Here is a 13,416-nt window from a genome sequence, read left to right on the forward strand (position 1 = left end):
TGGTCCTAAGGCCACCGAGGATGCAGGTCGTCGAGCACATAGGCGTGCGCATGCACCGATGGCTGTCCGCGCAAATGAGGGTGATCGGGCGGTAGTTCGGGATGGTCGTGAGGAATGAGGTCTGCCACGGCGACCGGCCAAAAATAGAATGCCAGCACGACGCCGCTCAACGTCAGGGTTGCGAGCACCAAAGCGGTCGGCGCGATCCCGGCGGACAAGCCAAGCCATCCAGCAAGTGGGTACGTCAGCAGCCAACATAGGTGGGACAACGCGAACTGAGCGGCGAATACGGCGGGCCGGTCCGCAGCACCGGCCGACCGGCGCAGTAGGCGCCCGGCGGGTGTCATCACGCCGGAGTAGCCGATCCCCAATAGCACCCATGTCGGCAGAAGCGCGTACCTGACGACCTCGTTTCCATATATCACCATGATCGCGCCGAAGGCGGCCAGCACTGTAGCCAGCATTTCCGCCGACGAGAGCATGATCCTTCGGTCGGGCAGCCGGTCGAGCAGGCGAGGCAGCAGGAGGGCCGCCGCCATGGAGCCGCCGCCGAAGCAGGCGAGTGTGACCGCGACGCTACCGTCCGTTCCGCCCAGCGCCCCCTTCACCAGGACGACCGTATTGACGAACACCATCGATCCCGCTGCGGCCACGGACAGGTTGAGCGCCAGCAAGCCCCGCAAGCGGGGCGTCGCCAGGTAGATGCGCATGCCGCGCGTGGTGTCCTGGTAGAAGCCGCGGCGGGGGCGGGTTGCCGGCGCTTGCGGAATCGTGACCGAGACCACCAGCGCGGCCGAGCAGAAGAAGCCGATCACGGTTCCGAAGAAGAGCCAGTTGAAGGTGACCAGGGTCAGCAAGGCGGCCGCAAGCGTTGGGCTCAGAAGACTTTCCAAGTCATACGCTAGGCGGGACAGAGAAAGCGCCTGCGTGTAGTCGCGCTCCTCCGGAAGCACGTCCGGGATGGTCGCCTGAAACGTGGGAGTGAAGGCGGCAGAGGCGGACTGCAGCACGAAAATGAGGACGTAGACCTCCCAAACCTGGTCGATGAAGGGCAGCGCGATCGCGACCCCGGCACGGGTCAGGTCCATCGCCACCAGGAAGGTTCGCCGCGGCAAGCGGCCTGCAAGACCGCCTACGACCGGCGCGACGAGCACGTAGGCGACCATCTTGATGGCGAGCGCCGTCCCCAGCACCGCCCCGGCGTTCTCGCCGGCGATACGGAACGCCAGCAATCCCAGCGCTACGGTCATCAGCCCCGTCCCGATCAACGCGATGACCTGGGCGGCGAACAGATGGCGGTAGGTGCGGTTAGCAAGGACTGACAGCATGGGCCGTTACTCCGCGGCTCGGTCGTGGACGAGGGGCGCGACCGAGCCGCTGCGCCGGTCCGCCGCGGCGGGGACCGCGAAGCGGGCGTACAGCGCAGGTAGAACGACCAGTGTGAGCAGGGTCGCGGTCAGGAGCCCGCCGATCACGACGGTCGCCAGCGGTTTCTGGACCTCGGCACCCGTGCCGGTCGCCAGCGCCATCGGTACGAATCCGAGCGAGGCGACGAGCGCGGTCATCGCGACGGGTCGAAAGCGGGTCAGCGCCCCTTCGCGGATCGCGGTTCTTGGATCTATCCCCTCGACGATCAGCCGCCGGATCTGTGTCAGCATGACCAGACCATTCAGCACGGCGACGCCGGACAACGCGATGAAGCCGACGGCCGCCGAGATCGAGAAGGGCATGCCGCGAAGCCAGAGCGCGGCTATTCCGCCGGTCAGCGCGAGTGGAACCGCGCTGAAGACGAGCGCCGCGTCCCGTGCAGAGCCCAGCGCCCCGAACAGGAGCATGAAGATCAGCGCGAAGACGCCGGGCACGACGAAGACGAGGCGCTGGCGCGCGACCGCGAAGTTCTCGAACTGGCCGCCCCAGGCGAGATAGCTGCCCGGCGGCAGCTTCACCTGTTCGGCGACCTTCGCCTGCGCCTCCGTTGCCACCGAGCCGATGTCCCGACCACGGATCTCGGCCGTTGCCACGACGCGGCGCTTGCCGTTCTCGCGACTGATCTGGTTGTAGCCGACGGTCTGCTCGAACGACGCTACCGTCCTGAGCGGGATGGACGCCGCGGCCGCGTTCGGATTTGCGTTCGGGAGCGGGAGAGGAAGTTCCTCGAGCGCCGGAATGCTGTCGCGTAGATCGTCCGGAAGCCGCACGACGATCTTGAATCGGCGGTCGCCTTCGAAGACGAGACCGGCGTCGGTGCCGCCGATCGCGGTCGCGATGAGGTCCTGCACCGAGGCCAGGCTCAGGCCCCGCCGCGCGATCTCGCCCTTGTCGATATTGATGTCGAGGAACGGAAGACCGGTTGTCTGCTCGGTCTTCACGTTCTCGGCGCCCGCGATCTTGCGGATGACCTCGGCGATCTGGCCCGCGGTCTTTTGCATCCGCTCGAAGTCGTCGCCGAAGACCTTGACGGCCAGATCCTCTCGGACGCCGGCGATGAGTTCGTTGAACCGCATTTCGATCGGCTGCGAGAAGCCGACCTTGTTGCCGGGAAGCTTCGCGGTCACCTCCTCGATCTTCTTGATCAAATCTTCCTTCGTCATCGAAGGATCGGGCCATTCCTCCTGCGGCTTGACGATGATGTAGGTGTCGGACGCCGACGGCGGCATGGGGTCGGCGGCGAGATCGGGCGTGCCCGTGCGCGAGAAAACGAACGAGACCTCCTCTAGGGTGCTGATCTGGCGCTCGATGAGAAGCTGCATCCTCTGAGACTGCGCGAGCGCCGTAGACGGCACGCGCTTCACCTCCATGACGATGTTCTTCTCGTCGAGCGTCGGGGTAAATTCCTGGCCGAGACGCGTGAACAGGAGCGCGGCGCCGACAAAGAGAAGGCCGGCAGCGGCCACCACGGGGAGAGGTCTTGCGATGGAGCCCGCGAGGAGCGGGGCGTACCAGCGCTTCAGCGTTCGGACGATGACGTTCTCGCGCTCGGTGACGCGTCCGCGGACCGCGATGGCGATCGCCGCCGGGACGAATGTCAGCGACACCACGAAGGCAACGGCAAGGGCGATCATCACGGTGAGCGCCATCGGCTCGAAAGTCTTGCCCTCGACGCCAGAGAAGGCGAGCAGGGGCGTGTAGACCAAGATGATGATGATCTGACCGAACACGGATGGACGGATCATCTCGACCGCGGACGCCGTCACGGTATCCAGCCGCTCCTGCAGCGACAGCGCGCGGCCAAACTCGCGCTGGCGCTCGGCGAGGTGCCGGAGGCTGTTCTCCGCGATGATGACGGCGCCGTCGACGATGAGGCCGAAGTCGAGCGCACCGAGGCTCATGAGGTTCGCGCTGATCCGCCCCTGCAGCATCCCGCTCGCGGTGACGAGCATCGTGACCGGGATGACGAGGGCCGTGACCAGCGCGGCGCGGAAGTTTCCGAGCAGGACGAATAGCACGGCGATCACCAGGAGGGCGCCTTCGGCGAGGTTCTTGGCGACCGTCTGGATGGTGGCGTCGACCAGTTGCGTGCGATTGAGGACCGTGTGGGCGTAGATCCCCGGTGGTAGCGTTTTGCGGATCGCCTTGATCTTGGCATCCGCCGCGGCGGCTACCGTCCGGCTGTTGCCGCCGACCAGCATCAGCGCTGTGCCGAGCACGACCTCGCGCCCGTCGACGCTCGCGCTGCCGGTCCGGAGCTCCTTTCCGATAGCGACCTCGGCGACGTCCCTGACGCGGACCGGCACGCCGCCACGTGTCGCGACGACGATGTTCTCGATGTCTTCCAGGTTCTCGACGCGGCCAGCGGCGCGCACGACGTACCCTTCGCCGTTCTGCTCGATGTAGTTCGCGCCGCGGCTGGCGTTGTTGGCCTCGATCGCCTCGATGATCTGTTTCAAGGACAACCCGTAGCCGACGAGCTTCGCTGGATCCGGCTGTACCTGGTACTGTTTGACGAAGCCGCCGATGGCATCGGCGCCGGCGACGCCCGGCACAGTCTTCATCTGAGGCCGGACGATCCAGTCCTGCACGGTCCGAAGGTAGACGGTGCGCTGGAAATCGTCGGTCAGCCGCTCGCCTTCCGGAGTGAGGTAACTACCGTCGGTCTGCCAGCCCGGCTTTCCGTCGCGGACAGGTCCGGACGCGCCAGGCTTTTCGTATTCCACGGCCCACCAGTAGATCTCGCCGAGGCCGGTGGAAACCGGTCCCATCCGGATGTCGACCCCTGGGGGCATATCGGTCTTGGCTTCGCTGATACGCTCGGCGACGAGTTGCCTGGCGAAATAGATGTTGGTCCGGTCGGCGAAGACGGCGGTGATCTGCGCGAAGCCGTTGCGCGAGAAAGAGCGTGTCGATTCCAGACCGGGCATGCCGGCGAGCGCCGTCTCCAGCATGACGGTGACCTGCTTTTCGATCTCGACCGGCGTCATGGCCGGGGCCACCGCGTTGACCTGTACCTGGACGTTGGTGACGTCGGGGACGGCGTCGATCGGAAGCTTCGTCAGTGACCAGAAGCCCGATGCAGCCGCGGCCAAGGCGATCAGCACGACCAGCCATCTCCGGCGGACCGAGAATTCTACGATGCGTTCGATCATCGCTCAGTCCTCGTCACCAGGCTTGGATACCTCCGCCTTGAGCGGGAACGTGTTCGAGGCGGCTACGGTCTCGCCGGCAGCCAGGCCCGAGACGACTTCGACGACCGGTCCGTCTCGTCCGCCGAGCACGACGCTGCGGGCCTCGAAACCGTCCTTGGTCCGGACGAAGACGGTCTTGCGCCCGTCAAGGGCCTGGAGCGCGGCAAAGGGGACGGTTACCGCCGCATCATGGCGTTCGACCGCGATATTGGCCGTCACGAAGGAGCCGGGGCGCCATCGGCCGCCGGCGTTGTCGAGCGAGACCACGACACGGGCGGTGCGCGTGTCCTTGTCGAGCAGGGGGCTGACGAAAATGATCTTGCCCGAGCCGGCCTCGGCGATTCCTCGTACGGCCACGGCGACATCCTGGCCCTCCCTGACCAGGGGCAGGTCGGTCGACGAAACCGCCAAATCCACCCAGACGCGGCTGAGGTCCACGATGACGAAGAGCTCAGTCTCCAGGCTATCCCTTCCGACCGCGGTGCCGAGTTCCACCTTTCGCTCGACGATACGGCCGGAGATGGGGGCGCGGACGTTCTGGCTGCGCAGCGTCCCGTCCGGCGCCTGAGGCAGCCCGGAGATCTCCGCGTCGCTGACGCCGAGGGCTATCAGCTTCTGGCGAGCGATGCCGAAGCGCATCTCGGTCTGCGCGGCCGCGTTGCGCGACTTGATGTACTGCTGCTCGGGAACCGCGCGGCCTTCCCAAAGCGACTTGTCGCGCGCGGTGAGGTCCTGCTGCAGTTCGTTCGAGAGCTTGGCGGAGAGGTACTCGCTCTTGGCGTCGGCGACCTCGCGGCTCTCCAGAATGCCCAGGATTTCGTCTTTTGCGACGTCATCGCCGATGTTCTTCCGCAAATCCGCGACCGTTCCGGAAACCTTTATGGAGACGTGCGCGACGCGGCCTGCGTCGGGAACGATCGTGCCCGGTACGGTCAGCCGCTTGGCGATTGAAGCGGACCTCGCCTGACGGAGTTCGATGCCTGCGAGCTTGATGCGTTCGTCGTCCATGACGATGACCGCCGGCTTCGCGGAGTTCGACTGCGCGGTTGCCGGCACGATGGTGCCCGCCATCGCCGCGAGCGTCCCGACGAGGATCATGGATGCCGTCCGAAGACGCGGGACCATCTTTTGCTCCGCTAAAGATAGCGCGAGATCGCCTTGAATTCGGCGAGGACGCTCTTAGGCGACTTGCCCGCGCCGCCGTTGGCGGCCGCGTCCAGGCAATGGTCGACGTGATCGTGAATCAGGGTCTTCTTCGCCTCGGAGATCGCCTTCTCGACGGCGTGGAGCTGCTGCGCCAGGTCGAGACACGGTCGGCCTTCGGCCAGCATCGCGATGACCTTTTGGAGATGACCGTCGGCCCGCTTCAGCCGCTTGACTATCTCCGGATGGCTTTCGTGAACGTGATCCTTACTCATCGCCAGATATCCTATCCTCTGGGATGGGATATTCCAGACCGACCGTTCCAGCAACGGTCTTTGCGGCCGCGCGAGACGGCAAATCGACGCGGCCGCGGGTTCAGATCATCAATCCGTGCAGGCCCGCCCAGCCCGTGTGGAGGCCGACCAGGACGATCAACGCAGCGGACAAGTAGGGCGCGCGATGCGCGAAGCGGCTGAAGCCTCTCCAATGACGTTCGACGTGCCGGATGCTGAGAGCGGCGACGACGCCCGCGGATACCATCGTGATGGCCAGGCCGATGCCGAAGCAAAGCACCAGAACGAAGCCGAAGCTGAACTGTTTTAACTGTATGCAGAGCAGAAGGACGGTGATGGCCGCCGGGCACGGGATCAGGCCGCCGGTGAGACCGAGCAGGATGATTTGCGGCGTCGTGACGGTGCGTCCGGCTAACAACCGCACGGCCGACGTTCTGTCCGGGCTCGCTGGGGGGCAAACTGGTGCTGCACCCAAGTGATTGGATCGCCGACTGAAGCAGGATCGGGCAGCGGGAAGGGCGCTGAGAGGGTAGCACTCACCACTCAACTGCGGGTGATCGCAGACATGGTTCTCCTCAAACCCCGATCTTCCGCTGGTCGGCCGTCGATCTGGAGGCAGGTGGCGTCCACCATCGATCGCGCCACCTACCAGGCGGGCGAGGGTGCCAAAACTCTCGACCAAGGAGGGTCACCCCGGTTTTGCCGGGCCTAGGCTGTTTGTGGAAAGGTCGGTCTTATGGTTGAGGGGGAGTGACGAGTCCTTTTGGCCAAGGCCTCTCTCGTCGGAGAAAACGGGGGTCTCAGAGGTTTTTGCGGGCTCGCTCGGGTACATAGTCGCCTCCGAACTGCATGCCACAGTTGATTGTCCTCATTCGCGACCGCTTCGAAGCTCCTGACCAAGCAGCGAACGCGGCTTAGCTTCCCATCTTTTCCGAAAGGGACCCGAAGGTCAGTTTTCCGGTCGAAACGGCACCCACTCCCCCCTTTTGGGGCCTAGGGTGGCCTCGGCAGGCTGGCCCAGTTATGGCAGCCTGCTCGGACGCTGGGGGGCGCGCAGGGCTACGGTGTGCGGTCCGAAGCGGAGAAGACCGGGCGTTCGGGCAGCCGAGAAAATGGCCGCCAAGAATACGCCTCGCGCGCTGAAACGGTCCCGGCGGTGCCCATCATTCCGGCGGGCATTCCCAGCAGGTGTCGCCGGAGAGATGCCGGCCGGCGCATCGTGGCGGGTGATGTCGAAGGCGCGCTCCAGCGCGTGCGGGTCGGCGCGGTCCTGCATCCGGCCCTGCTCCTCGCACTCGCGGACGGCGCATGCCTCGTCCAGCACCGCGATGGCCTCCGCGCAGCGTCCGGATCGCCGGCTATCTCTCCTTGCTCATCAGCATGGAGATCGCTCCTGCCGGGAGGAATCCTTCCGCCCTTTCGTTCCTTCCGGGCGGTTCGCACGGGACAGCATTCGAAATCGGCTGGGCTGCAGCTCGTCCGCCTATTTCGGGTGCTCGATTTCCTGCTGCAGGCTCGCACTTTTGCGATCGGCTGCGGCTTGGTAGGCTTTCTCCTGGGAGTTGGGGAAGTGATCGGTGGACGCCGAGGGGGCAGGACGAGGAGCCAAGGGGACCGACTGGACGGCCGAGCAGGTCGGAATCGTAGTCGCGAACTATTTCCTGATGCTTGTGCAGGAGCGTACCGGCGACAAGGTCAACAAGGCCGATCTCTACCGGCGGCTGGCGCCGGAGGTGGGTCGTTCCGAGAAGTCGATCGAGTGGAAGCTCCGCAACGTGTCCGCGGTTCTAGACGAGCTTGGGATTGCCTGGATCCCGGGGCTGCTGCCCGCCCATAATTACCAGGACGCGTTGGTGGAGGCCGTCGAGGCCCAGTTGGGACTGCATCCGAATGTTCTTACCGACCCGGTGTCGATGCAGCCGCGCTTCACGTCGGCGGGAGGGCCGGCGCTGGTGCCGCCGCCCGCACTTCTGAATTCGGACCTGCAGGACCGTCACCCGGCGCTGCGGCGCCTGGTCAGCAGGTATGACCCGGCGGCCCGGGACGAGCTCAACCGTTTCCTCGGGCGCGCCGGCGAGGAAATGGTGTTCAGGTTCGAATTCGATCGGCTCTGCCGGGTCGGCCGGCGCGACCTGGCCAAGGAGATGGATTGGCCCGCCGATCGCGGCGAAGACCATCGGGGCTACGACATTCGGTCCTTCGAGACGGACGGCGAAGAGAGCCTTCTTGAGATCAAGACCACCAACGGTCACGCGCGGACGCGGTTCTGGCTGTCCCGCACCCAGTACGAAGTTGCCGCCCAGAATCCGTTGACCTACCGCATCCGGAGGGTCTTCCACTTCCGGAACGGCGCCGAGATGTTCGACATCAAGCCGCCGCTCGACGCCGGCCTGTGGCTCATCCCGGACAAGTACGTGGCCGTGCCCAGGTGATACTGTTTGCGTAGGGCGGCGGCCATGAAGCCGTGAACACAAGAAGTCGACAGCCAAGCCGCAACGGAGTTGACCTCGGGGCTCTGATCTCCGCAGCAACGGCCTACGAATCCTAGCGGTGCTTCCTGAGAATTGCGCCGATTCAGATATCGACGCCGGATTTGCACGTCTTCTACGTGATCAAGGCGTCGTTGGCGCCGCGGCCGTCGTATGACACCCACGGGTTTGGGCCAGAACGTCGTACCCGCTGACGGCTTTTCGAAGAAAAGATGCAGCAAAATCAATGGCCGGCAGGTTTCGCACACCAAGAGCGCCGGTTCGGACCGAACAGCTTTCGATCAATAGAACTATGGACTTTGCGCCCTCGGAAGTTGTAAGAGTGACTATTCATTGAGCAAATTAGAAGTGGGGGGCTACATGACTGACAAATCAAAAGTTGTGCTTTCGCTTGGCGCGGCGCTCGCATCGCTCACCGGAATGTCGATTCAGGGCGCTGAGGCCAAGACTGCAGTTGCCAACGATACAACCGCGGTAGCGGCCGAAAACACCGGCACTAAGCCTAAGGCAAATGCGTATTATCAGGCGGGGGAAGACCTTCTCGGTTTCGTCATGACGAAGCAGGCCGACGGCACCATCGTCGCGGGACATAGCTCCCACGCGTCGCATGCTTCACATGCCTCTCATGCCTCCAGCCGCTAAGCTTCCTGCGGCGTCTCAGGTCGAGATAGCTGTCGATTTCGATTCAAGCATCCAAAGCCTGAGCGCTTTGGATGCGGCAGCCTATCGTCTGATCGGATCGGCAACCTGCCAGGTTGACCGGGCAGGCGACCGCTATATTTGCCGCTTAGTTTCTTCGGGCAATCCGCAAAATGGAGCCGTGCTCAGTTCGGACGAACTGAAGGAGCGGTTTCTGTACCTTATCGCCGACGAAAACTTGCGGATTCGCGTCGCTGAAAAAACCGAAGGTGTTCGGAACGTCATCCTCGCACTTGCCTTCGGGGCCCTGGCCACTAACCAAAATAATGCCGGATAGAGTCCTGCCGGAGGACCATGGCTCGGTTTTTATCTCCTGAGACCTTTAGAGCGGCAACCGAAGATCTATCGTTGTTGCCGTTCAATTTTGAGCGCACCGGAGCAAACCGGTATCTCGTCGCCAACATGATCGGCGATTTCATCCGCCTGACGGAGGATGAACTGAGCAGGCTTGTCGACCTTCGGGTCCGACCCGGCGACGGCCTTTACGAAAAGGCCTATGCCGCTCATCTGGTCACCGGAGCGAACCAGAAGGCGCAACGGCAGCTTTTGGCGGCCCGACTGAGAAGCCGGATGTCGTTCCTGCAGCAGACGACCCCGCTTCATATTTTCGTCGTGACGCTGCGGTGCGAACATTCTTGCCCATATTGCCAGGTCTCGCGTCAAAGTACCGACCGCTCCCGCTTCGACATGAGCGAAGAAACCGCGATGCGTGCGCTCGACATCGCGTTCGCCAGCCCGACGGCACGGATCAAGATCGAGTTCCAGGGTGGGGAGCCACTTCTCAATTTTCCGTTGATCAGGAAGATTGTTGCCGCTGCGAAGCAACGGTCCGGAAAGAAGCTCGACTTCGTGATCGCGTCGAACTTGGCCTTATTAGATGACGCCGTTCTCGAGTTTTGCAAAGCGAACAACGTCCTGCTCTCCACTTCCCTCGACGGTCCCGCCGATCTGCACAACAAGAACCGTCCCCGACCCGGTGCAAACAGTCATGAACTAGCTGTCGCTGGAATCCGGCGAGCCAGGGAGATTCTAGGTCCCGACATGATCGGGGCCTTGATGACTACCACGGAGGCGAGCCTCGACCGCGTCGATGAAATCATCGACGAATATCTCCAACTGGGGCTGGATGGCATCTTCCTGCGCCCACTTTCTCCGTTCGGATTTGCGATCAAAACGAAGCAGTTCGCCAAGTACGACGCGCAGAAGTGGCTTGCGTTCTATGAGCGAGGATTGCGCCGCGTTCTGGAGATCAACCGACAAGGCACCCCGTTCCGGGAGTTCTATGCGGCGCTGCTTCTCACACGGATGCTCTCGGACCGGCCTATCGGCTACGTTGATTTGCGCAGCCCCGCGGGCGCCGGCCTTGGCGCGCTGGTCTACAACTATGACGGCAGTGTTTTCGCATCGGATGAAGGCAGGATGCTGGCCGAGACCGGTGACGACGCTTTCCGGCTCGGTCACGTCGAACGTGACAGTTACAATTCTCTCATCCTGTCGGATAAGCTGATCGGCGCGATTTCGTCGTCGCTTACGCAGTGCGCGCCCGAATGCTCGACCTGCGTGTATGAGAGCCACTGCGGGGCGGACCCCGTCTATCATCACGCGACGCAGGGTGACGCTCTGGGAATCAAGCCTCTGTCGGCATTTTGCGCTCGGCAAAAAGGCATCATGGGGCTGCTTTTGGAAATTATGGAGAACTGTCCGGAAGATGCTGCCATCTTGCGACGATGGGCCACTGCATGACCCTCCCTCTCTATGGCACAGCTTCGCAGAGTGATGGATTTTCATCGAACAAGGCCCGATCAGCCCTCAGGCTCAGGTCGGTCGACAGCAACGCCGAACGTCACGTGGCTGATTTCGCGCTCGCCAGAACGCCAGACGAAGTCCAGCGCGCGATAGAAGCCGATTGGCCATCCATCCTTGTCATCTCCGACAGCCCGATCGATCTATTCGGCACGTTCAAAGGACGGCTCGTCGCGGTTCCCCCGAAATATGACTATCTCGCGGACGGAGACATCATCGGGATCGATCATGTGTCGAGGAAATTCCGTACGCTTTATCGCCGGAATTCAGCGCACAACTCGTTTCTTGTCACGGAACGGTGCAACAATTATTGCCTGATGTGCTCGCAACCACCGAAAGATGTCGATGACCGGTGGATCCTCAGCGAAATCAAAGAAAGCCTGCCGCTCGTCGACCCGGCAACCCGCGCGCTGACGTTCACCGGCGGAGAGACCCTGTCGGATTGGGAAGACTTCATCGCCGTCCTGAAGGAGTGTCGCGATCGGCTGCCGGCAACCTCCATACAGGTGCTGACCAACGGCCGGGCGTTCGCCGACTCGCGGATCGTCGACGCCTGGAAAGAGATCGACCACCCGAACCTGATGGCGGCCATTCCGGTCTATGCTGCCGTCGATCATGTCCATGATCACGTGGTGCAGGCCAAGGGTGCGTTCGACGAGACAATCCTAGGCATCCTAAAGCTCAAGGACCGAGGACAACGCGTGGAAATCCGTGTCGTCCTGCATGCATTGACCGCGCCGATCATTGAGGACACGGGCCGGTGGCTTGCCCGCAATCTGCCGTTCGTCGATCACGTCGCGTTGATGGGCCTCGAAAACACGGGCTTTGCCATCGCAAACGATGCCATGCTCTGGATGGATCCGGTGGATTATGGCGACGGGCTCGCAAGAGCCGTCGATCACTTGAGTGCCGCTGGCGTCAACGTGTCGGTCTACAACCTTCCGAAATGTGTCCTTCCGAAGTCGGTGTGGCCGCATGCGCTCCAATCGATCTCAGACTGGAAAAACGGCTTCGTGGAGGAATGCGATCGCTGCGACGCAAAGACCACCTGTAGCGGCTTTTTTACGACCGGACGCACGCGGTTCAGCCGCGGCGTACGCGCGATCACTTCCGAATAAGAATTGAGCCAGTTGGCGGATTAGCAGCCACAGAGCCAGGAGAACGAACATGAAGGTCGGTAATAGTCTCCTTATCGCCGCTGCGGTTGTATGCAGCATGTCCGCAGCTCCGGCATTCGCAAAGACTGTGAAGGAATGCACGGCGGAGTGGCGGGCCGACAAGGCCGGGATGCAAGCCCGGGGCGTAACCGAAAAAGCGTATGTTGAACAATGCAGGGGCGGAGCCGAGCCAACCGCCGCCGCGCCGGCGGCGAGGCCGGCTGAGCCGGCGCCACCTCCAGCGCCCAGGCCAGCGACGGCCACCGGATCGAAAACGGCAATAGAATGTACCGCCGAGTGGCGCGCTGATAAGGCGGGGATGCAAGCCCGCGGCGTAACCGAAAAAGCGTACGTCGAACAATGCAGAACCGGTGCGGCGCCAGCGGCTTCCGCGCCTCCGCCGAAACCGACGGTCGCGACACCTCCGCCCGTTGTAGCGCCGTCACCGCCGACAAGTACCTCTTCTTCCCAGAAGACCGCAAAGGAGTGCATCGCCGAATGGCGAGCTGATAAGGCGGGCATGCAAGCCCGTGGTGTCACCGAAAAGGCCTATGTCGAGCAGTGCAGGGCCGGCGGCACCATGCCGACTGCGACCGCTCCCGAACCCAAGCCAACCCCCGCTGCACCGCCGACGAGTCGGCCCGCGCCAACTGCGACGCAAGCTGCGCCAGCCCCAGCGCCGCAAAAGCCGGCTCCTACGACGACTGCGGCACCTGCGCCGGCTCCGGCACCGCAAACTTCCGCGCCGAAAGACCAGGCAACGCTGGAGGCCGGGCAGTTTGCAAATGAAGCTTCCGCAAAAACCCGCTGCCCGACCGACACCGTCGTGTGGGTCAATCTGCCGTCAAAGGTCTATCACTTCGCAGGAACGAAGAGTTTCGGCACCACGAAGCGCGGTGCCTACATGTGCGAGAAGGACGCGATCGCCGGCGAAAACAGGGCGTCAAAGACTGAAAAGCATCCGTGACCTAGTACCAAATCGCCTGAGCTCAGTGGCATTCCGGCTCCTATCCCCGCGGCGCCTTGCCCCCGGTCTTCGTTCCTTCGTCATCCGCGCCGTTATCACAGAGCAGGGATTCCCAATGGGTAGGGCGGGGGCCTATCCACGTGTTCCGCAGCGCCCTTGAGGGCACCCCGACATCGTCCGGATCGGACGGTAGAATACGGTGCGATCCGGTCTGTAGATAAATTAGCTTCCCAATGCTGCCCC

Annotated in this window: 10 protein-coding genes and 1 pseudogene; 6 read left to right on the forward strand and 5 right to left on the reverse strand. The window is 63.2% G+C overall.

Annotated features, from left to right (window positions below):
- Positions 1–5: 5 nt before the first annotated feature.
- From OC450_RS14755 to OC450_RS34435, 5 genes and pseudogenes are all read right to left on the reverse strand, one after another.
- Positions 6–1,328 (reverse strand): MFS transporter, encoded by a 1,323-nt coding sequence (locus OC450_RS14755; RefSeq protein ID WP_262048147.1) that lies wholly within the window; start codon positions 1,326–1,328, stop codon positions 6–8.
- 6 nt (positions 1,329–1,334) lie between these two features.
- Positions 1,335–4,583 (reverse strand): efflux RND transporter permease subunit, encoded by a 3,249-nt coding sequence (locus OC450_RS14760; protein WP_262048148.1) that lies wholly within the window; start codon positions 4,581–4,583, stop codon positions 1,335–1,337.
- Positions 4,584–4,586: 3 nt separating this feature from the next.
- On the reverse strand, positions 4,587–5,747 hold the full coding sequence (locus OC450_RS14765) for an efflux RND transporter periplasmic adaptor subunit (RefSeq protein ID WP_262048149.1): 1,161 nt from the start codon (positions 5,745–5,747) through the stop codon (positions 4,587–4,589).
- Between the two features lie 11 nt (positions 5,748–5,758).
- Entirely contained in the window at positions 5,759–6,040 is a 282-nt protein-coding gene (locus tag OC450_RS14770; protein WP_262048150.1) for a metal-sensing transcriptional repressor, read from the reverse strand.
- A gap of 100 nt (positions 6,041–6,140) precedes the next feature.
- Positions 6,141–6,479: pseudogene (locus tag OC450_RS34435) on the reverse strand (sulfite exporter TauE/SafE family protein); the annotation flags it as partial.
- Positions 6,480–7,635: 1,156 nt separating this feature from the next.
- Between OC450_RS34435 and OC450_RS14780 the strand changes: the two are divergent.
- From OC450_RS14780 to OC450_RS14805, 6 genes are all read left to right on the forward strand, one after another.
- Positions 7,636–8,490, forward strand: a complete 855-nt coding sequence (locus tag OC450_RS14780) for a DUF3883 domain-containing protein (protein ID WP_262048152.1) — start codon at positions 7,636–7,638, stop codon at positions 8,488–8,490.
- Between the two features lie 417 nt (positions 8,491–8,907).
- Positions 8,908–9,189, forward strand: coding sequence for a His-Xaa-Ser repeat protein HxsA2 (hxsA2, locus tag OC450_RS14785; protein WP_262048153.1), 282 nt, complete (start codon positions 8,908–8,910; stop codon positions 9,187–9,189).
- Positions 9,164–9,523 carry a hypothetical protein gene (locus OC450_RS14790; protein WP_262048154.1) on the forward strand — a complete coding sequence of 120 codons (360 nt, stop codon included), beginning with the start codon at positions 9,164–9,166 and terminating at the stop codon, positions 9,521–9,523. The genes hxsA2 and OC450_RS14790 overlap by 26 nt, the downstream gene beginning before the upstream one ends.
- A 17-nt stretch (positions 9,524–9,540) precedes the next feature.
- Positions 9,541–10,989: a His-Xaa-Ser system radical SAM maturase HxsB gene (gene hxsB / locus OC450_RS14795; RefSeq protein WP_262048155.1), complete on the forward strand. Its 1,449-nt coding sequence runs from the start codon at positions 9,541–9,543 to the stop codon at positions 10,987–10,989.
- Positions 10,986–12,167 carry a His-Xaa-Ser system radical SAM maturase HxsC gene (hxsC, locus tag OC450_RS14800; RefSeq protein WP_262048156.1) on the forward strand — a complete coding sequence of 394 codons (1,182 nt, stop codon included), beginning with the start codon at positions 10,986–10,988 and terminating at the stop codon, positions 12,165–12,167. Before hxsB ends, hxsC begins: the two co-directional genes overlap by 4 nt.
- 559 nt (positions 12,168–12,726) lie before the next feature.
- The gene (locus OC450_RS14805) at positions 12,727–13,173 is read left to right on the forward strand and encodes a hypothetical protein (RefSeq protein WP_262048157.1); all 447 of its coding nucleotides are present in this window, start codon (positions 12,727–12,729) and stop codon (positions 13,171–13,173) included.
- The last annotated feature ends 243 nt before the right edge of the window (positions 13,174–13,416 follow it).

The sequence above is a fragment of the Bradyrhizobium sp. Bra78 genome, from assembly GCF_024519855.1.
In the GTDB taxonomy this organism is placed as follows: Bacteria; Pseudomonadota; Alphaproteobacteria; order Rhizobiales; family Xanthobacteraceae; genus Bradyrhizobium; species Bradyrhizobium japonicum_G.

What these genes read in the sequence shown, in the direction of transcription:
- OC450_RS14760 (WP_262048148.1), bottom strand. Translation starts at nt 4,583, where the DNA reads ATGATCGAACGCATCGTAGAATTCTCGGTCCGCCGGAGATGGCTGGTC.
- hxsB (WP_262048155.1), top strand. Translation starts at nt 9,541, where the DNA reads ATGGCTCGGTTTTTATCTCCTGAGACCTTTAGAGCGGCAACCGAAGAT.
- OC450_RS14755 (WP_262048147.1), bottom strand. Translation starts at nt 1,328, where the DNA reads ATGCTGTCAGTCCTTGCTAACCGCACCTACCGCCATCTGTTCGCCGCC.
- OC450_RS14805 (WP_262048157.1), top strand. Translation starts at nt 12,727, where the DNA reads ATGCAAGCCCGTGGTGTCACCGAAAAGGCCTATGTCGAGCAGTGCAGG.
- hxsC (WP_262048156.1), top strand. Translation starts at nt 10,986, where the DNA reads ATGACCCTCCCTCTCTATGGCACAGCTTCGCAGAGTGATGGATTTTCA.
- OC450_RS14770 (WP_262048150.1), bottom strand. Translation starts at nt 6,040, where the DNA reads ATGAGTAAGGATCACGTTCACGAAAGCCATCCGGAGATAGTCAAGCGG.
- OC450_RS14765 (WP_262048149.1), bottom strand. Translation starts at nt 5,747, where the DNA reads ATGGTCCCGCGTCTTCGGACGGCATCCATGATCCTCGTCGGGACGCTC.
- OC450_RS14790 (WP_262048154.1), top strand. Translation starts at nt 9,164, where the DNA reads ATGCCTCTCATGCCTCCAGCCGCTAAGCTTCCTGCGGCGTCTCAGGTC.
- hxsA2 (WP_262048153.1), top strand. Translation starts at nt 8,908, where the DNA reads ATGACTGACAAATCAAAAGTTGTGCTTTCGCTTGGCGCGGCGCTCGCA.